Consider the following 17810-nt stretch of genomic DNA (forward strand, 5'->3'; position numbering starts at 1 on the left):
AGCATGTCCTATCGGGGCGTCGAGTGCCTTAGCGCGCGCGGCGCGCGAGGTGCTCCGTGTCGACGATGAGCACGGACTTGCCCTCGAGGCGGATCCAGCCGCGCTGGGCGAAGGTGGCCAGCGCCTTGTTCACCGTCTCGCGGGAAGCGCCGACAAGCTGCGCGATCTCTTCTTGGGTGAGGTCGTGGTTGACGCGCAGGGCGCCGCCCTCCTGGGAACCAAAGCGGTTGGCCAACTGCAGCAGCGTCTTGGCCACGCGGCCCGGAACGTCGGTGAAAATGAGGTCCGCCAGCGACGCGTTGGTGCGGCGCAGGCGACGCGCCAGCACGCGCAACAGCTGCTGGGCGATCTCGGGGTGGTCCTCGATCCACACGCGGAGCGTCTCGGAGTTCATCGTCGCCGCGGTGACCTCGGTGACGCACACGGCGGAGGAGGTGCGCGGGCCCGGATCGAAGATGGACAGCTCGCCGAACATATCGGACGGGCCCATGACGGAAAGCAGGTTCTCGCGGCCGTCGGGAGCGTGGTGGGCGAGCTTCACCTTGCCTTCGGTGATGATGTACAGCCGGTCACCGGGCTCACCTTCGTCAAAAATGGTGGTGCCGCGAGGGAAACGGACCGCTTCCATTTCCGAGATCAAGGCAGTGACAGCGTCAGCGTTCACGCCCTGGAAAATGCCGGCGCGTGCAAGGATTTCTTGTACGCCTTCCATGGAGCCTCCTGGGGAGCAATGGTTGTAAAAATGGTTACTTCAGGCGAAGGCTCGGGAGCCGTCGACAAGCGTAATTTACAGCGAAAATCATACCAGAGGTGGGAGATTAATCACATTCACGGGCATCCAAGAGGTTTTGAGGGTAAAAGGGGTGGGTTTCAATCCAACACTGTGTCTTCGAGACGCTCCATGGCCACGGTGAAAAGGCCGAAGGCGAGGGGGACGAGGGCGACAAGCAGGACCGTCATGCGCAAGACCCTACAGGCCGGCTCACTATAGTGGCCAACATGACTTCTGCGAGGGGAGATGGCCTGACACCTCCGCGGCACCGCCGCCCGGGGGCGCACCCCGCCGCGAAAGGCCGCGAGACTCAACTGGGGCGTACCCGCCGCGCACGGCGCATCAACCGCACCCTCGCCGCGACCTTCCCGGATGCCCACGCGGAGTTGGACTTTGCCACGCCCCTCGAGCTCCTCGTCGCCACGGTGCTCAGCGCCCAGACCACCGACGTGCGCGTCAACCAGGTCACCCCGGCCCTGTTTCGCCGCTATCCCACCGCCCAGGCCTACGCCTCGGCCCAGCAGGACGAAGTCGAGGAGATTATCCGCCCGACCGGGTTCTTCCGCGCGAAGGCCGCCAACCTCATCGGGCTGGGCCAGAAACTCGTCGCGGACTTCGGCGGCGAGGTGCCCACCGCGCTCGACGACCTCGTCACGCTGCCGGGTGTGGGGCGCAAGACCGCTCACGTGGTGCGCGGCAACGTCTTCGGCAAGCCCGGGCTGACCGTGGACACCCACTTCCAGCGCCTCGTGCACCGGCTGCTGCTGACGGAGGAGACGGATCCGGTCAAGATCGAGCACGCCATCGGCGCGATGGTGGAAAAGCGCGAGTGGACCATGTTCTCCCACCGCATTATTTTCCAGGGTCGGCGTATCTGCCACGCTCGGACACCCGCGTGCGGGGCGTGCCCGCTCGCCTTCGACTGTCCCAGCTTCGGCCTCGGGCCCACCGGCTTCGACGAGGCGGCAGCGCTCGTCACGGGGGAGGAGCGCGACCACATTCTGTCTTTCGTCACACGCGCAGGGGATACAGAGGAGGAGAACTAGGTGAAAAACCAGGTTGGGCTGGGAGTGCTCGCCATCGTGGCGGCCACCGCAGTGGTGTTTGCGGGACTGTTCGCACTCGGCGGTTTCGGTGGGTCTGGCGGATCTGATGGATCTGACAGGGCCGGGTCCGCGGATGCGGCTGGGACGGCGGCTGGGGCGGCAGCTGGGACGGGGGGCGTCGAGAAGCGCCCGGACTGCCCGGCAGGGCCCGTCGCGGGCATCGAGCTCGAGTGCTTGGGTGGCGCGACCGACGCGGCGTCCACCGTCGCTAAGGGCGTGGCCGTGGTCAACGTGTGGGCGTGGTGGTGCGAGCCGTGCCGCGCGGAGCTGCCCGTCTTCGACGAGTTCGCCAACCAGCACCCGGAGTACGCCGTCGTTGGCGTGCACGCCGACCGCAACGGCGGAAACGGTGCCGCGATGCTCAACGACCTCGGCGTGGGTCTGCCCAGCTACCAGGACGACAGCAACACCTTCGCCGGCACCCTGGGTCTGCCGTCGGTGGTGCCCATTACGGTCGTGGTCGACAACGGCGAGGTGGTGGCAACCTTCCCGCGCACCTTCGCCTCCGTCGCGGAGCTCGAGCAGGCCGTCGCCGAGGTGGCGTAAATGGCGGACGTCGCGCTGCAGCCAGACCGCGCCCCGGGCTGGATGGGCCAGTTGATCCGCGGGCTGGAGTCCCCCGCGCCGTCGAACTACGCCCGCGCGCAGCTGGCGCGCCGCACCCCTCGCGCGGGTGGCGAGGATGATTCCGCCGTGCTCATGCTGCTTTCTGGCGACGAGTCCGCCGCCGAGCTGCCCGGTGACGCGTCGCTGCTGATTACCCACCGCACACCGTCAATGCGCAGCCACTCCGGGCAGATGGCTTTCCCCGGAGGCAAGATCGACCCGGCGGATGCGGGGCCGGTCGACGCCGCGCTGCGCGAAGCGGAGGAGGAGACGGGGTTGGAACGCAACCGGGTAGCGCCGCTTGCCGCCCTCGGCACCGTCACCGCCGGCGGCAGCGGGCGCGCCGTGCGCCCCATTCTGGCCTACTCCGCCGACCCCGGCCGGGTGCACGTGGCCAGCCCCGCCGAGACCGACGACGTGTTCTTCGTCCCCGTCTCCACGCTCATCGACCCGGCCAACCGGTTCCAGGTGTCCTACATGGGGTGGCGCGGGCCCGCGTTCGCAGTGAAAGGCTACGTTGTCTGGGGCTTTACCGGGGTGCTTCTCGACGTCCTCTTAGACACCGCCGGGTGGGCCACCCCGTGGCCGGTAGAGGACGTCATCCCCCTGCGCGACGCCTTGCGCGCGTCGCGCAACAGGGAACAGCATTCTTAAGCGCGATGCCAGTACCATCAGTACGCCGCACCCGAGCCGCGAACGACCCGAAGAACCTGAAAAACCCGGAGGCCACGTGACACTGAATCTCATCGTCGACGCTGTGATCGTCCTGATGATCGCCGGGGCGTTTGTCAGCGGGTGGCGCCAGGGCGCGTTCTCGGCGGTGCTGTCGGCAGTAGGCATCATCGCGGGCCTTGTTGTGGGCCTCGCTGTCGCGCCTTTCGTTGTGGGCCTGGCGCCGACCCAGGTGCTGCGCGTCGTGCTGTTGCTCGCCGTCGTCGTCCTGTTTGCCGCCCTCGGCAACACCGTCGGCGGACTGATCGGGTCCCAGCTGCGCGACCGCGCACGATTCCGTTCCACGCTCACCGTCGATTCCGTGGCGGGGGCGCTGTTCCAGAGCGTGGCGTTCACCCTGGTCGTGTGGTTTATTTCCATCCCGTTGGCGTTCGCGCTGCCTGGGGCGGCCGGTACGGCACTGCGCGAGTCGCGGGTGCTCTCCGCCATCGACCGCGCCGCCCCAGCAGGGTTCGAGTCCCTGCCCGCCCGTTTCGCAGCGCTTCTCGACGACTCCGGGCTCCCGCCTTTGGTCTCCCCCTTCCAAACCCCCGGCGTGGTGGCCGTCGACGCCCCGGACGCCAGCGCGATCGACCCCGCGATGGTGGAGAGGCTGCGCCCCAGCGTTATCCACGTCATGGGTGACGCGCAGACCTGCGGACGCCACCTTTTGGGCTCCGGCTTCGTCGCCGCGGAGGACTACGTGATCACGAACGCCCACGTCGTCGCCGGCACCGGCACGGTTGAGCTCGACACCGTGCTGGGGGTGAAGCAGGCGCAGGTCGTCTTCTTCGACCCGGCGACCGATATCGCGGTGCTGCGCAGCGAGGGCCTGGGCCTCGCCCCGATCCCGTTCGCCACCAAGCCCCTGGGGCGGGGTGACGATGCGATTGTCATGGGGTTCCCGGAGTCGGGCCCCTTCGAGGCTGCTGCGGCGCGTGTGCGTCAGGTGCTGACCATCTCTGGGCCCGACATCTACGCCTCCGGGCGCGTCGACCGCGAGGCCTACACGCTGCGCGGAAACATCCGGCAGGGAAACTCCGGCGGACCCGTCATCACCACCGACGGTGAGGTCGCCGGCGTGATCTTCGGAGCCTCGGTCAAGTCCTCCGACACCGGCTACGCCCTGACTGCGGCGCAGGTGCTCGACGTGGTCGGGGACGTCCGCGCGCTCACCCAGCCCGCGGACACGCGGGAGTGCGTGGCCCGCTAGGCGCTGTTTGGTTCGGAGGGGGCGTCGAAAAGCGCCCGCGCCCACGAGGGGCACGGGCGCGTGATCTAGCTGTTGGGCTTACTTGTCTAGGTCGACTGCGGTGGAGCCGGCGCGGTAACCGACGCGGGCCGCGGAAGCGCTGTCGGAGGTTGCCGGGCGGCCGGCGGCGCGGGTGTAGAGCGCGGAGTGGTCCTCGCGGAGGTTCTTCTGGGCCTGGCCCGGAACGAGGTTCTTCAGCTCGTTCACCGAGGAAATGGTCTTCTCGGGCGCGCGCATGGCCTTGATCTTCTTGAACGCGACGAGCGCGAGGATGCCCGCGACAGCGATCATCGCGAGGAAGACGATAAGGAAGGCTGCCCACCACGGCATCCACTGCGCGAGGAGCGCGGCGACGAAGAGGAAGAAGAAGAAAGTGGAGTACAAGGCAATCACGCCGGCTCCAGCCAGGAGGCCACCGCCGAGCGCACCCTTCTTCACCTCGCCGACAACCTCGGCCTTGGCCAGCTCAATCTCGCTGCGCACGAGGGTGGATACCTGCTCCGTCGCGTTGGAGACAAGCGTGCCCAGCGAATCCTGGCCGGGCACGGTGGCGGTGGAATCGCGCAGCGGGATGGACTCTACCTTTGCGGAAACGGCGGTCGATCCATCGGTGTACAGACCTTTGTTGCTCACTTTTGTAACTACCTTTCGTACAAGCGCATGGAATTTCCCGCATGGAATTTCCGGGGACACGGCGCCCAATTGGTTGTCTCAACTTTAACACCGTAACCGGGCCAGGCGCTGCGGTCGAAGCAGTTGGATGAATCCTCAACATACCTGTTATGAGGTTGAGACTATTGGGCGAGGCGGATTGTTAGGTGCCGTTGGGCTAGGCGCTGCGCGTGGTTTTGCCGTCGCGCAGGAGGCGCTGGCCAAGCCAGAGTCCGATCGCGGTGAGTGCTGTGACGCCGGCGACGACACCTGCGCCGATGCCGACCTCGCGCGCGTGGGGGATCTGGATGAGCGGCACCGGGTTTTTGAAGGTGCGCACCTCCCAGCCGTTCTTCAGGGCGTGCTTGCGCAGGGCGCGGTCTGGGTTGACGGCGACCGGGTGGCCCACCATCTCCATCATGGGAATGTCGGTGGCCGAGTCGGAGTAGGCGAAGCTCTGGGCGAGGTCGTAACCGTGCTCGGCGGCGAACTCGGCGACGGCCGCGGCCTTCGCGTCGCCTTTGAGGAAGCGTTTGATTGTCCCGGTCAGCTTCCCGTCGACAACCTCCATTTCGGTGGCGACAACGGTGTCGACGCCGAGCTCGCGGGCGATCGGCTCGACCAAGATGGAGGCGGAGGCGGAAATGATGATGACCTCGTGGCCCTGGCTGCGGTGCTGCTCGATCAGGTCGCGCGCCTCGGCATAGATCGCGGGCGTGACCACGGTGTGCATGGTCTCGGTGGTGATGCGGCGGATCTCCTCGACGTCCCACCCGGCGGTCAGCTGGGAGAGGGAATCGCGCGCGGCGTCCATCTGTTCGGGGGAGTGCCCGGAGAACATGTAGGAAGCCTTGGACAGTGACAGCTCGAGCGCCTCCTGGCGGCTGATGAGGCCGTTGCTGAGGAATTCGCGGCCGAACGCGTACGCCGAGGAGGTAGCGATGATCGTCTTGTCTAGGTCAAAAAAGGCCGCAGCCGGGCACGACAACTCGGCGGAGCAGGTGTGCTCCGCCGGTGTCCGTGCACTCTCGCTCGTGCTGCGGGGGGTCATGTGGACGTAGTGTAGACGCTCCACACCACGCGCGAAAGTGTTGCAGGTGATTCGTGTGTGACTTCTGGGGCGGATGGGGCCTTACTTCCGGGCTGTGTTGAGCAATATTTATCCGACCCTTGCCCCGAACCGAACCTCTGTGCCATACTCGTACTCGCAAGGCCCCGATATACCGTGTGGCCTGCCCCGGCCCATCCCCCCGAGGCCGGGTTATTGACGGCCCGCGCACACCCCCCGAGGCGCGGGCCGTCTTTTATGCTCTCGGCGCGCTGCCCCGAGATTTTGTCCACAGTGTGACTGTTGGCGCGTCACCTATTTCGGGGGTTGTCCACAAGGTGCGCCCGGCCCCGTTGAGTGAGCCGTGTGTGCGGGCGAAGGTGTCAGGCATGGACACCTCGACGCTTTCCGGCCCGCTGCTCATCGCGGTCGACGACCCCGCCCTCCACCCGGAGGCGCTGCAGGCTGCCGCCGCGACCGGCCGTCCAGTTGTCGACGCGGACAGCCCGGAAACCTTGCGCCGCCACTTTGCCCGCGCCCACGCCGTGCTTCTCGACGCCCCCTTCGCCACCGCCGCCTCCGACCTCCCCGCCCGGGCTGGGGTGTTCCTCCTCGGCGGAGACGTCGCCACCATCGCCGACCAGCACGCCCGGTTCCCGCAGGCCGCGGCCTCCTTCGTCCTGCCTGCGCAGGCGGGAGAGCTGCTGCGCGCGGTTGGGTCGCTGCGCTCTGCGTTGCCCGCATCGCGCGGTGCCGAGGCGGTCATTGCCGTTGTCGGCGCCGCCGGCGGGGTGGGCACTTCGACCCTCGCCGCCACCATCTGCCGGGCCGCCGGGAGCGAGCGTGAGCCGACGCTTATCGACGCCCACCGCTACTCCGGCGGACTCGACTTCCTCCTCGGCATCGAAGATGAAATCGGCGCGCGTTGGGGCGAGATCGTCGTGGGGGAGGGTGCGGTGGACCGCGCCGACGTGCGCCGCGCGCTGCCCTCCAGCGCTGACGGGATCGCGGTGCTCACTCACGCCCGCACCACGATTGCGGACCCGTTCGTGGTGGGCCGTCACGACGTCGAGCGTCTCGTGGCCGCCGTGGCCGGGGCGGGCCTGACAGTGGTGGACGCGCCGGTCAACTTGGTGCCGTCCGGGTGCGATCTCGTGGTGGTTGTGACTCCCGCGGAGGTGCGTGGGGTGGCTGCCGCCGCGCGCGTCGTCGCTGAGCTGGCGGCAGGGGGTGCCACCACAGCTGTCGCCCTGCGCCACCGCGGCTGGTCGTCGCTGGACCGCGAGGAGGCAGAACGCATCGTCCGCGCCCCCGTGATCGCCGAGATCCGCCAGGCTGGGCGGTTGACCCGCACCGTCGAGGTGGCGGGCCTGCCCACTCGGCTGCCGCGTACCCTCGCTAACGCTGCGCGCCAGATCCTGAGCGAGGCAGGGCTGTGAGCGCGCACGCGGTAGGCGACATTCTCGAGCGGGTCCAGCGCCGACTCGCAGACGAGCAGACCGAGCCCGACCCGGCGCGACTCGCCGCCATTGTGCGGGAGGAAGCAGTGGTGATCAGCGATGTCGACGTGCTGTCGATCATGCGCACCCTGCGCGACAACACCGCCGGGGCTGGTCCCCTGGAGGCTGTGCTGTCCGGCGCGGACGTCACCGACGTGTGTGTCAACGGGCCCGACGCGATCTACGTTGACCGGGGGCGCGGGCTCGAGGCGAGTGAGCTGCGCTTCGCCTCCGACGCGGAGGTCCGCCGGCTCGCGGTGCGCCTGGCCGCCGGATGCGGGCGCAGGCTTGACGACGCCCAACCGTACTGCGACGGCCACATCCGCCGTCCCGACGGCTCCATCCTCCGCTTCCACGCCGTGCTCGCGCCGACCGCCCAGCAGGGCACGTGCATCTCCCTGCGCGTGCTGCGCGGCAACACCACCACCCTGGACCAGTTGGAAGCAGCCGGCTCCATCGCCAGCGACTGTGCGGGATTGCTGCGCCGCATCGTCGCCGAGCCCTCGTCATTCCTGGTCGTCGGCGGCACAGGGGCGGGCAAGACGACTCTGCTGTCGGCGCTGCTCGCCGCGGCGGACCCGGCCGAGCGCATCATCGCGATCGAGGACACGGTTGAGCTCGCGCCGGCGCATCCGCACGTGCTCAACCTCACCACCCGCGGAAATAACGCGGAAGGGGCAGGCATGATTTCGATTGCAGACCTCGTGCGCCAAGCACTGCGCATGCGCCCCGACCGCCTCGTAGTGGGAGAGATCCGCGGTGCCGAGGTCGTCGACCTCCTCGCTGCCCTCAACACCGGCCACGACGGCGGCGCGGGCACGCTGCACGCCAACTCTGTCCGGGAGGTCCCGGCGCGCATGGAGGCCCTGGCCGCCCTCGGTGGGCTGGACCGCGCCGGGCTGCACTCTCAGCTCGCTGCCGCCGTGGACTACGTCATCGTGGTCAAGCGGCGTGGCGACGGGACCCGCCGCGTCCACCAGGTTGCCGCGCTCACCGGCAATCCCGTGACGGTGGAACTGGTCTGGGAGGACGCGCCGTGACTCCGATCCTGCTCGCTTGCGCGGCTGCCCTCGGTGCGCCCGCACCCCGCGGCCGGGTCGACACAGCGCGGGGTCGGACGCTCTCGCCCGCCTGGATTCCGCTGCTCACGGCGGCTGCGACGATCGGTGTGATCGCGGTCGACCGCGTCGCTATCGTCCTGTCTGCCTGTGCCGCAGGTGCCACGGTGGTTTATGCTCTGGCGCGGCGTCGTCAAGCTCGGGCGTCCCGCCAGCGCACCGAGGCGACTGCGGTCTTCCTCGGGCACGTGGTGACCAACCTCAAGGCCGGATCCACCCTCGCCGGGGCAGTGGAGCGGGCCGCTGGCCACCTGCCGGATGGTGCGCCCGCCAGCTTCCGCACGGACATTGCGCGCGCAACCGCCGCGGTGGTGTCCGGGGTGCCGGCCGAGAGCGTCCTGCGCGGCGCGGTGAGCCCCGAGCTTCGTGAGGTCGGTGCGCTGTGGGCGCTGTCCAGCTCGCGCGGCGTCCCCATCGCCGACCTCCTCGCCGGTGCGCGCGACAGGCTCGACCACGCCCGGCGCCACCGCGCCGCGACCGAGGCCGCGCTCGCCGGGCCGAAAACGACCGCGGTCGTCCTCGCCGCCCTACCTGCAACCGGGGTGGCCATGGGTACCGCGATGGGGGCCGAGCCGCTGTCCATCCTGCTGGGGCGCGGCCCCGGCGGGTGGCTGTTGGTGGTGGGAACCGCACTGGTGTGCGCTGGATTCCTCGCCTGCCAGCGCATTATTGCGAGGGCAGCCGCATGAGTCTTGCTCTTTCCCTGGTGATGCTCGCCGCCGCGTGTGCCGTCCCCGCAGCGGGCGCAGCCGGGCGCGTGGCCGAGACCAAGGAACCTCGTGCCGGGCCCGGGCGGCGCACCGGCCACCGCCCGGACCGCCTCCGTACGGCGGGCGACATCGAGCTACTCGCCGCGTGCCTGCGCGCCGGGCTGCCGGCCGCGCATGCCGCGTCCGCTGTGGCCGAGTCCTACGCCGAGGAGGAAGGCACAACCGCCGAGGTGTGGCGCACCGTGGCCGCGCTCAGCGCGCTGGGGGCCGAACCCCAGCGCGCCTGGTCCGACCTGCGCGACCTACCGGGAGGCGCGGACGTGGCCGACCTGATTGCCTTGTCCGGCGCCTCTGGAGCGGCAGCGGCCGCGGGGTGCGAGCGCATCGCCGCTCGGCTTCGCGACGACGCCGCCGACGACGCCACCGCCAAAGCGGAACGCGCCGGAGTTCTCATCGCCATTCCCTTGACCGCATTCTTCCTGCCCGCCTTTTTCGTCCTCGGCCTCGCACCCGTAGTCGTCGGGCTCGCGGGAAGACTCACCTGACACACCCGAACCCACCCAATCAGACAGGAGAATGTCCCATGTCACGCCTTACTTTCAACGTCACGTCCTATCTCTCGGCGCGCCTCGCGGCGCTGTCCAATGACCGGGGGATGTCCACCATCGAATACGCCTTTGGCAGCTTGGCCGCGGCCGCCCTCGCCGGGGTCCTCTACATGGTGGTCAACGGCAACAGCGTCGTCTCCGCCATTGAAGGGGTCATCACCGACGCGCTGAGCAACACGCCGGGCTAATGCTTCGCGACGACACCGGCTCCGTCACCGTCGAAGCGGCGCTATCGCTGACGGTGCTTGTCACGGTGGCCGCCGCCATCGTCGGGGCGATCGCGACCATGGCCGCCTACATCGCGGCGGTGGACATCGCGGGCGCAGCCGCGCGCTCGCATGCCATCGGGGTGGACTTCGACCCGCCGCGCGGCAGCGTGAGCGTGTCGGAGGCGGCCGGCCAGGTCACGGTCACCGCCACCGTGCCCGGCCCCGTCGTCGAGGTCCGCGCCACCGCAATCTACCCGGTGGAGTACCGCTGATGCGCCGCCTGCGCGACGACGACGGGTACGCCACCGTCGTCTGCGCGGGCATCATCGCCGCGGTGGTCAGTCTGCTGCTCGTCGTCGCCGCCCTCGGGACAAAGGTGGTGGACTCCCACCGCGCCCGCGTCGCTGCGGACCTCGCTGCAGTGGCCGGGGCGTTCGCGCTCTACGCGGGGTCGGACCCGTGCCGGGCCGCAGAGGAGACCGCGCAGGCCAACGGCGGTGCAGTACAGGAGTGCTCCGAACGCGCGCCGGATGTCACGGTGACCGTTCGATTCGGCCGCGGCGAGTCCACTGCCAGGGCTGGCCCGCTCTAGGGCGTGCTACGGGGTGTGCCCTCGTGCGTTGGTGGCCAGGAGGCGGCGGCCGTCATGGTGACCAGCGCGCCGAGCAGGACCAGTGCGGCCTGCTTGTTCAGCGGCTGGTTGCCGTTGCCGCACTTCGGCGACTGCACGCACGAGGGGCAGCCCGATTCACATGCGCACGACTTCACGGCCTCGTACGTCGCCGCGATCCACTCGGGGAAACGGGCGAAGCCCTCGTCGGCAAAGCCTGCACCACCTGGGTGGCCGTCGTAGACGAACACCGTTGGCAGGAGCGTGTCCTGGTGCAGCGCGGTGGATACTCCGCCGATGTCCCAGCGGTCGCACGTGGCCAGCAGGGGCAGCAGGCCGATGGCGGCGTGCTCGGCCGCGTGCAGTGCTCCGGGTATGTCCCCGGCAGCGATCCCCAGCTCCTCGAGGACGAGGGGATCGACGGTGTAGGCCACGGCGCGCGTCATTAAGCGTTGCTCCGGCAGGTCGAGGGGAATGTGCTCGGACACGGTGCCGTCGCTCAGCCTGACGACGTACCCCGTCACCCGGTCGATGACCTCCACACCGACATTGGCCACCCACAGACCGGGCGAGGGATTGGCGCGCGCCGAGGCTTCGCCGAGGTTGGTGATCTCGGTGGTCGAGCGAGCCTGCGTCGAATAATCCGGCAGCTCCGGGCGGGCGAGGGCGAGGTAGTCGTCGAGGTGGAGCTCCTCGATGACGTAATGCTCGCCCTGGTGGATGTACACCGCGCCGTCGTGCACCTGGCTCATCGCGCGCGCCGCGTCGATGGTGCCCAGCAACCTGCCGTCGGACACGTCCACGATCATCACCTCGGAGCCCGACCCGCCGCGCAGCGTCACACCGGCGTGAGCGGTTTCGGGGCTGAGCTCGCCCTCGAGCTGCGGAACGGCGAACCAGCCGCGCGGGCGCCGCCGCAGGAAACCCTCGCGCTCCAACTCTGCTACGACCTCGTGGGCAGTGAACGCCTCGACATCGGCCGCGGAAAGGGGGTGCTCCACCGCCGCGCAATAGACGTGCCCGCGCAGGATGTACGGGTTGGAGGGATTGAACACACTGGATTCGACCGGTTTTCCCAGCAGCGCGTCCGGGTGGTTGACCAGGTAGGTGTCCATCGGCTCATCGCGGGCCACCAGCACTGCGAGGGACTCCTGGCCGCGCCGGCCCGCCCGGCCGATCTGCTGGCGAAACGACGCGACCGTGCCGGGGAAACCGGCCATGACCACTGCATCGAGTCCACCGACGTCGATGCCGAGCTCGAGCGCATTAGTGGTGGCCATGCCGACGAGCTCGCCCTCGTCCAGGGCACGCTCCAACCGGCGCCGATCTTCGGCGAGGTAACCGGCCCGGTAGGAGGCGATGCGCTGCGCGAAGTCGGCGCGGCCGGCCACCACCAAGTCTTCCTGGGCGCGCATCGCCACGACCTCGGCGGCGCGCCGGGAGCGGACAAACGTGAGCGTGCGAGCGCCCTGCGAGACCAAACTCGCCATGATGGCGGCGGCCTCGGTTGTCGCGGCGCGGCGCACCGGTGCGCCGTTTTCTCCCTCGGCGCCCTCGATGAAGCCGGGCTCCCACAACACGATGGTGCGTGCCCCGGTGGGGGCACCGTCCTCGGTGACTGCGGTGACGGCCCGGCCACACAGCCGCGACGCCTGCCCGGCGGGGTCCGCAGCCGTCGCGGAGGCGAAGATGAGCGTGGGGGAGGCACCGTAGTGCGCGGCAAGGCGCAGAAGACGGCGCAGCGTCAGGGCCACATTTGCACCGAAGACTCCGCGGTAGGTGTGACACTCGTCCACAACGATGAACCGCAGGCGCCTGAACAGGCGCGCCCAGCGGGCGTGGTTGGGCAGGATGCCAGCGTGGATCATGTCCGGGTTGGTGAAGATGAAGCGGCTTTCGTCGCGGATGGCGGAGCGGGCCTCAGTGGGAGTGTCGCCGTCGTAAGGCGCGGGGCGCACCCCGGGACCTGCGAGACGGCTGACAGCGTGGAGCTGATCGGAACCCAGCGCCTTGGTCGGGGTGAGGTAGAGCGCGCAGGCGGCGGGGTCGTCGGCAAGCGCGGTGAGGACCGGGAGCTGGTAGCCCAACGATTTACCCGAGGAAGTGCCGGTGGCAACGACGACGTCGCGGCCTGACCAGGCGAGCTCGGCGGTGCGGGCCTGGTGGGAGTAGAGGTGTGCGATGCCGGCGTCGACAAGCGTGGCGCGCAGGCCGGGGTCCACCCACTCGGGCCACGGCGTCCACTGCGAGGCCGTGGCGTCGACGTGCTGGGTGTGAGTGATGCGGGAGGTAGGGAAGCGGCTGCGGAGCGCTTCGAGGAGTTCGGCACCCAGCGCGCCCGATGTCCCGGAAATGTTGGACAAGTGTTTCACCCCCGGTTGGGACCTCAAAAGAATGAATTATGCCATCCGCCTACTCATTGTGCGGCATTCGTGGCACAATCATCAGTGGTCGCAGATTCTGTGCGCGCCTATGCAGGTGCTCGTGAAGTTTTTGTTACGCGGGCATCAGGTCCTTTCAGACCTGGTGAACGAAAGACCGTTCGTTGCCAGTAATTTTTTGAAAGGTACATCCATGGCTACAGGAACTGTCAAGTGGTTCAACGCTGAAAAGGGCTTCGGCTTCATCGCTCCGGACGACGGCTCTGCTGACGTCTTCGTCCACTACTCCGAGATCAAGGGCTCCGGCTTCCGCACCCTCGAGGAGAACCAGCAGGTTGAGTTCGAGGTTGGCGACGGCACCAAGGGCCCGCAGGCCCAGGACGTCCGCGCTATCTAATTCAGCGCTCTAACGCATCAAGCCCTCTCCTTCGGGAGAGGGCTTTTTCGCGCTGCGGGGATGTGCGGTGGAGTTCAGGGCTGGGGTGCCGTCTGCTCAGGTTAAGAACACAAGGCTAAGAAAACGGCGTTTCCTGGCGTATCCGTGGATTCTTAGCCTTGTGTTCTTAACGTAAAGCGCTGCGGCCCTACTCAGACCGCCGAGACCCCGCGGCGCACGTCGTTCCAGTCGAACAAGCGGCCCTGCAGCTTCTGGATGGCCAAGCCGACCAGGGAGCCGAGCAGGACGCCGACGACCATGGCCAACAGTGGGTAGTCGGCAAACAGCGCGCCGCCGAGGTAGCCCACGCCGACGCCGAGGAAGGCCCAGATAACCACGCCGATGGTGTCGTAGATGAAAAAGGCGAGCCAGCTGTAGCCGACGGAGCCGAGGACGATCGTGGCCACCCACCGCGCCCAGGGCAGAAAGCGTGCGACGATGATGGTCGCGCCTGCGCCGCGGTTCATGTTGCGGCGTACCCAGGCGATCGAAACCCCGGCCTTCGATTTTGGATCGAGCCGGTCGACGACCTTGATCAGGCGCTTGCCCAGGCGGAAGCAGATGTTGTCGCCAATAATGGCGCCGATGATGGCCGCGGCGATGACACCCCAGACGTTGGGTACCCCGCGCGAGGCGCTGAACGCCCCGGCGAGGTTGAGCACGGACTCGGACGGCACGACCGGGGCGAGGGCGTCGCCGATGATGAGCAGGGCGACCAGCGGGTAGAAGATCGGCATCTGCGTGAGCTGCTCGAGGAAATGGATCAACGACTCGATCACTGCTTGTAGTGCTCCTTCCGGGCGAGCTGCAGGGTGGTCCGTGGCCAGTTTTAGGAGTGTAGTGACGCCTACAGCGGGGAGCATATTTTCAATAGCGGGGCTGGGCGTGATAGTTGTCTGATAAGAATAAGAGAGTTTTACTTTCTGCGCGATACACCGCGACCAACCGCGACACTGTTATTCACACCGCCTCCAAGGTGGCGTCACGGATGCGTCCTTAATATAAGGCGCAGATCGGACCGAGAAGAGAGGTGTCACTCAGCGTGGCGGATAACGGCAAGACCCTCGTCATCGTGGAGTCGGCGACGAAGGCGAAGAAGATCCAGAAGTACCTGGGCAACGACTACATCGTCGAAGCCTCGGTCGGCCACATTCGCGATCTTCCCGGCCGGGCCGCGGACATCCCCGCGAAGTATAAGAAGGAAGCCTGGGCGAAGCTGGGTGTGAACCCGGACGAGGGTTTCTCCCCGATCTATGTGGTGAGCCCGGACAAGAAGAAGAAGGTCTCGGATCTAAAGGACAAGCTGAAAAAGTCCGACAAGCTGCTGCTGGCCACAGACCCCGACCGCGAGGGCGAAGCGATCGCCTGGCACTTGCTAGAGACGCTCAAGCCGAAGGTCCCAGTCGAGCGCATGGTGTTCAACGAGATCACCGAGTCTGCGATCCGCGAGGCCGCCGAGTCCACCCGCGAGCTGGACATGGGCCTGGTCGACGCGCAGGAGACCCGCCGCATCCTCGACCGCCTCTACGGCTACGAGGTCTCTCCGGTGCTGTGGAAGAAGGTCATGCCGCGCCTGTCGGCAGGCCGTGTGCAATCGGTGGCCACCCGCGTGATCGTCGAGCGTGAGCGCGAGCGCATGGCGTTCGTCCCCGCCGAGTACTGGGACCTCACCGCCACCCTCAACCCGGTTACCAAGGGCGAGGAGTTCGAGGCGAAGCTCGTCGGCGTCGACGGCAAGCGCGTCGCCCAGGGCCGCGACTTCGACGACCGCGGACAGGTGACCTCCGCCGAGGTCTACGTCGTGGACCAGGCCGCTGCCGAGGCGCTCGCCGCCGGTCTCGACGGCGCGCAGATGCACGTGGACAAGGTGGAGGAGAAGCCGTACTCGCGCCGCCCCTTCCCGCCGTTTATGACCTCGACGCTGCAACAGGAGGCGGGCCGCAAGCTCCACTTCACGTCTGCGCGCACCATGCGCATCGCCCAGCGCCTCTACGAAAACGGCCACATCACCTACATGCGTACGGACTCGACGTCGCTGTCGAAGCAGGGCCTCGACGCCGCGCGCATGGCCGCCAGTGAGCTCTACGGGTCGGACTATGTGAGCTCCTCGCCACGCGTGTACGACCGCAAGGTGAAAAACTCCCAGGAGGCGCACGAGGCGATCCGCCCGGCGGGCGAGCGCTTCGCCACCCCCGGCCAGCTTGCGGGGTCGCTCGACGCGGAGGAGTTCAAGCTCTACGAGCTCATCTGGCAGCGCACTGTTGCTTCGCAGATGAATGACGTCAAGGGGACGTCGATGAAGGTGACGGTCGCGGGGACGTCGACAAGCGGCGAGCGCGCGGAATTTGCCGCGACCGGCCGCACGATCACCTTCCCGGGCTGGCTGCGGGCGTACTCCGACTCGACCGACACCGAGACGCACCTGCCGCGCCTGAGCGAGGGCGACGAGCTCACCGCCCGCGAGATCTCGGCGGACGGCCACACCACGAAGCCGCCGGCGCGCTATACGGAGGCCAGCCTGGTCAAGAAGATGGAGGACCTGGGCATCGGTCGCCCGTCGACGTACGCGTCGATCATCAAGACCATCCAGGACCGCGGCTACGTCGCCGCCCGTGGCAACGCGCTCGTTCCGACGTGGGTCGCGTTCTCCGTCGTCGGGCTGCTGGAAAACAACTTCGACGCGCTCGTCGACTACGACTTCACCTCCTCCATGGAGGACGAGCTCGACGAGATCGCCCACGGCAACGAGAACCGCACGGAGTGGCTGACGGGGTTCTACTTCGGCGACGCCGACGCGGACGACAGCATGGCCGAGGCCGTGGCGCGCCGCGGCGGGCTCAAGCACATGATCGAGGCGAACCTCGAAAACATCGACGCCCGCGAGGCCAACTCGCTCAAGCTTTTCGACGACGCCGACAACCGCCCCGTCTACGTCCGCGTGGGCCGCTACGGCCCCTACATCGAGCGCGTCGTGGGTACGACGGCTGAGGGTGAGCCGGACTACCAGCGCGCCAACCTTCCGGAGTCCGCCACCCCGGACGAGATCACGCTCGAGATGGCGGAGAAGCTCTTCGCCACGCCGCGCAGCGGCCGCGAGCTGGGGGAGAACCCGGCGAACGGGCGCACCGTGGTGGCGAAGGAAGGCCGCTTCGGCCCTTACGTCACCGAGCTGGTGCGTGACGACGAGCGCGAGCACGCAGAGGCCCGCGCTGAGCAGATCGTCGCCGAGGAGCGCGCCGCCGAGGATAAGCAGCGCGCCGAGGAAGGCAAGCGGGCAAAGAACTGGGAGACCAAGACCGCGGCGGCGCAGAAGGAAAAGCGCATCGCGGAGCTTGTCGACGAGCAACTCAAGCCCGGCACCGCCTCCCTATTCAGCTCTATGGAGCCGTCGAGCGTCACCCTTGACGAGGCCCTCAAGCTGCTGTCACTGCCGCGCGAGGTTGGAGTCGACCCGGCAGACAACGAGGTCATCACAGCCCAGAACGGCCGCTACGGCCCGTACCTGAAGAAGGGCAACGATTCGCGCTCGCTGGCGAGCGAGGAGCAAATCTTCGACATCACTCTCGACGAGGCGCGCCGCATCTACGCCGAGCCGAAGCGCCGCGGTCGTGCCGCCGCGAAGCCGCCGCTGAAGATGCTGGGCGACAACGACGTTTCCGGCAAGCCGATGAGCATCAAGGACGGCCGCTTCGGCCCGTACGTCACCGACGGCGTGACCAACGCGTCCCTGCAGCGCGGTGACACCCCGGAGACGATGACGGACCAGCGCGCCAACGAGCTGCTGTCTGCGCGCCGTGCCCGAGAGGCCGAGGACGGCGGCGGGGCTGCGAAAAAGGCCACCAAAAAGGCAGTGAAGAAGCCGGCGAAGAAGACCGCGAAAAAGGCAGTGAAGAAGCCGGCGAAAACCACCAAGCGCGTCGTGCGCGCGAGGAAGAAGTAGTCTGGCATTCCCAGCGCATCGCCGTTGGCAGCATCTGCTACTTCCCGCACTGGTGCAGATGCCGTGGAGCTCCGCGCGGAATAGCTTTGCACGCATCTTTGCACTCAACATCACAACAAATATGATTGATGTGAAGATGGGTGTGAAGTTACC

18 protein-coding genes are annotated in these 17810 nt (G+C 67.9%); 13 read left to right on the forward strand and 5 right to left on the reverse strand.

The genetic code is table 11. From position 1 onward, the window contains the following. Nucleotides 1-28 precede the first annotated feature (28 nt). Nucleotides 29-712 (reverse strand): CRP-like cAMP-activated global transcriptional regulator GlxR, encoded by a 684-nt coding sequence (glxR, locus tag VVR41_RS01825; RefSeq protein ID WP_368523364.1) that lies wholly within the window; start codon nucleotides 710-712, stop codon nucleotides 29-31. A 287-nt stretch (nucleotides 713-999) separates the two neighbouring features. Here glxR and nth point away from each other — a divergent pair, with 287 nt between their 5' ends. The 4 genes from nth (at nucleotide 1000) to VVR41_RS01845 (ending at nucleotide 4408) form a co-directional block, all read left to right on the forward strand. Continuing rightward, nucleotides 1000-1818: an endonuclease III gene (gene nth, locus VVR41_RS01830; protein ID WP_368523365.1), complete on the forward strand. Its 819-nt coding sequence runs from the start codon at nucleotides 1000-1002 to the stop codon at nucleotides 1816-1818. Further along, nucleotides 1819-2424: a TlpA family protein disulfide reductase gene (locus tag VVR41_RS01835; RefSeq protein WP_368523366.1), complete on the forward strand. Its 606-nt coding sequence runs from the start codon at nucleotides 1819-1821 to the stop codon at nucleotides 2422-2424. Further along, on the forward strand, nucleotides 2425-3138 hold the full coding sequence (locus tag VVR41_RS01840) for a CoA pyrophosphatase (protein WP_368523367.1): 714 nt from the start codon (nucleotides 2425-2427) through the stop codon (nucleotides 3136-3138). A 76-nt stretch (nucleotides 3139-3214) separates the two neighbouring features. Then, a complete protein-coding gene (locus VVR41_RS01845; RefSeq protein ID WP_368523368.1) occupies nucleotides 3215-4408 on the forward strand; it encodes a MarP family serine protease in 1194 nt (397 codons plus the stop codon). Between the two features lie 78 nt (nucleotides 4409-4486). On the opposite strand, the gene VVR41_RS01850 is transcribed toward VVR41_RS01845, so the two are convergent. Both VVR41_RS01850 and VVR41_RS01855 read right to left on the reverse strand, forming a co-directional pair. Then, nucleotides 4487-5080 carry a phage holin family protein gene (locus VVR41_RS01850; protein WP_368523369.1) on the reverse strand — a complete coding sequence of 198 codons (594 nt, stop codon included), beginning with the start codon at nucleotides 5078-5080 and terminating at the stop codon, nucleotides 4487-4489. A gap of 196 nt (nucleotides 5081-5276) precedes the next feature. Next, a complete protein-coding gene (locus VVR41_RS01855) occupies nucleotides 5277-6149 on the reverse strand; it encodes an HAD family hydrolase (RefSeq protein WP_368523370.1) in 873 nt (290 codons plus the stop codon). A 386-nt stretch (nucleotides 6150-6535) separates the two neighbouring features. On the opposite strand from VVR41_RS01855, the gene ssd reads away from it, so the two are divergent. From ssd to VVR41_RS01890, 7 genes are read left to right on the forward strand one after another with little or no spacing between them, the layout of a single operon-like run. Then, nucleotides 6536-7585: a septum site-determining protein Ssd gene (gene ssd, locus VVR41_RS01860; RefSeq protein WP_368523371.1), complete on the forward strand. Its 1050-nt coding sequence runs from the start codon at nucleotides 6536-6538 to the stop codon at nucleotides 7583-7585. Then, entirely contained in the window at nucleotides 7582-8685 is a 1104-nt protein-coding gene (locus VVR41_RS01865) for a TadA family conjugal transfer-associated ATPase (protein ID WP_368523372.1), read from the forward strand. The genes ssd and VVR41_RS01865 overlap by 4 nt, the downstream gene beginning before the upstream one ends. Then, nucleotides 8682-9452 (forward strand): type II secretion system F family protein, encoded by a 771-nt coding sequence (locus VVR41_RS01870; protein ID WP_368523373.1) that lies wholly within the window; start codon nucleotides 8682-8684, stop codon nucleotides 9450-9452. Before VVR41_RS01865 ends, VVR41_RS01870 begins: the two co-directional genes overlap by 4 nt. Continuing rightward, the gene (locus tag VVR41_RS01875) at nucleotides 9449-10018 is read left to right on the forward strand and encodes a type II secretion system F family protein (RefSeq protein ID WP_368523374.1); all 570 of its coding nucleotides are present in this window, start codon (nucleotides 9449-9451) and stop codon (nucleotides 10016-10018) included. Before VVR41_RS01870 ends, VVR41_RS01875 begins: the two co-directional genes overlap by 4 nt. Before the next feature lie 38 nt (nucleotides 10019-10056). Beyond that, a complete protein-coding gene (locus VVR41_RS01880; protein WP_368523375.1) occupies nucleotides 10057-10269 on the forward strand; it encodes a DUF4244 domain-containing protein in 213 nt (70 codons plus the stop codon). Then, on the forward strand, nucleotides 10269-10562 hold the full coding sequence (locus VVR41_RS01885) for a hypothetical protein (protein ID WP_321101428.1): 294 nt from the start codon (nucleotides 10269-10271) through the stop codon (nucleotides 10560-10562). Before VVR41_RS01880 ends, VVR41_RS01885 begins: the two co-directional genes overlap by 1 nt. Continuing rightward, nucleotides 10562-10882, forward strand: a complete 321-nt coding sequence (locus tag VVR41_RS01890; protein WP_368523376.1) for an Rv3654c family TadE-like protein — start codon at nucleotides 10562-10564, stop codon at nucleotides 10880-10882. Before VVR41_RS01885 ends, VVR41_RS01890 begins: the two co-directional genes overlap by 1 nt. Here the strand turns inward: VVR41_RS01890 and VVR41_RS01895 are convergent. After that, nucleotides 10879-13263 carry a DEAD/DEAH box helicase gene (locus VVR41_RS01895; protein ID WP_368523377.1) on the reverse strand — a complete coding sequence of 795 codons (2385 nt, stop codon included), beginning with the start codon at nucleotides 13261-13263 and terminating at the stop codon, nucleotides 10879-10881. The genes VVR41_RS01890 and VVR41_RS01895 overlap by 4 nt on opposite strands. 211 nt (nucleotides 13264-13474) lie before the next feature. Between VVR41_RS01895 and VVR41_RS01900 the strand changes: the two genes are divergently transcribed. Next, nucleotides 13475-13678: a cold-shock protein gene (locus tag VVR41_RS01900; RefSeq protein WP_321101422.1), complete on the forward strand. Its 204-nt coding sequence runs from the start codon at nucleotides 13475-13477 to the stop codon at nucleotides 13676-13678. 191 nt (nucleotides 13679-13869) lie between these two features. Here the strand turns inward: VVR41_RS01900 and VVR41_RS01905 are convergent, their stop codons facing one another. Continuing rightward, nucleotides 13870-14496 carry a DedA family protein gene (locus tag VVR41_RS01905; protein WP_368523378.1) on the reverse strand — a complete coding sequence of 209 codons (627 nt, stop codon included), beginning with the start codon at nucleotides 14494-14496 and terminating at the stop codon, nucleotides 13870-13872. Nucleotides 14497-14759: 263 nt separating this feature from the next. Here VVR41_RS01905 and topA point away from each other — a divergent pair, with 263 nt between their 5' ends. Then, the gene (gene topA / locus VVR41_RS01910) at nucleotides 14760-17657 is read left to right on the forward strand and encodes a type I DNA topoisomerase (RefSeq protein ID WP_368523379.1); all 2898 of its coding nucleotides are present in this window, start codon (nucleotides 14760-14762) and stop codon (nucleotides 17655-17657) included. Nucleotides 17658-17810: the final 153 nt, after the last annotated feature.

This window comes from Corynebacterium sp. LK2510 (genome assembly GCF_040946405.1).
Classification (GTDB): domain Bacteria; phylum Actinomycetota; class Actinomycetes; order Mycobacteriales; family Mycobacteriaceae; genus Corynebacterium.

Excerpts from the sequence above, each read along its gene's own strand:
- glxR (WP_368523364.1), bottom strand. The coding sequence starts at position 712 with ATGGAAGGCGTACAAGAAATCCTTGCACGCGCCGGCATTTTCCAGGGC.
- nth (WP_368523365.1), top strand. The coding sequence starts at position 1,000 with ATGACTTCTGCGAGGGGAGATGGCCTGACACCTCCGCGGCACCGCCGC.
- VVR41_RS01840 (WP_368523367.1), top strand. The coding sequence starts at position 2,425 with ATGGCGGACGTCGCGCTGCAGCCAGACCGCGCCCCGGGCTGGATGGGC.
- VVR41_RS01855 (WP_368523370.1), bottom strand. The coding sequence starts at position 6,149 with ATGACCCCCCGCAGCACGAGCGAGAGTGCACGGACACCGGCGGAGCAC.
- ssd (WP_368523371.1), top strand. The coding sequence starts at position 6,536 with ATGGACACCTCGACGCTTTCCGGCCCGCTGCTCATCGCGGTCGACGAC.
- VVR41_RS01875 (WP_368523374.1), top strand. The coding sequence starts at position 9,449 with ATGAGTCTTGCTCTTTCCCTGGTGATGCTCGCCGCCGCGTGTGCCGTC.
- VVR41_RS01880 (WP_368523375.1), top strand. The coding sequence starts at position 10,057 with ATGTCACGCCTTACTTTCAACGTCACGTCCTATCTCTCGGCGCGCCTC.
- VVR41_RS01885 (WP_321101428.1), top strand. The coding sequence starts at position 10,269 with ATGCTTCGCGACGACACCGGCTCCGTCACCGTCGAAGCGGCGCTATCG.
- VVR41_RS01890 (WP_368523376.1), top strand. The coding sequence starts at position 10,562 with ATGCGCCGCCTGCGCGACGACGACGGGTACGCCACCGTCGTCTGCGCG.
- VVR41_RS01900 (WP_321101422.1), top strand. The coding sequence starts at position 13,475 with ATGGCTACAGGAACTGTCAAGTGGTTCAACGCTGAAAAGGGCTTCGGC.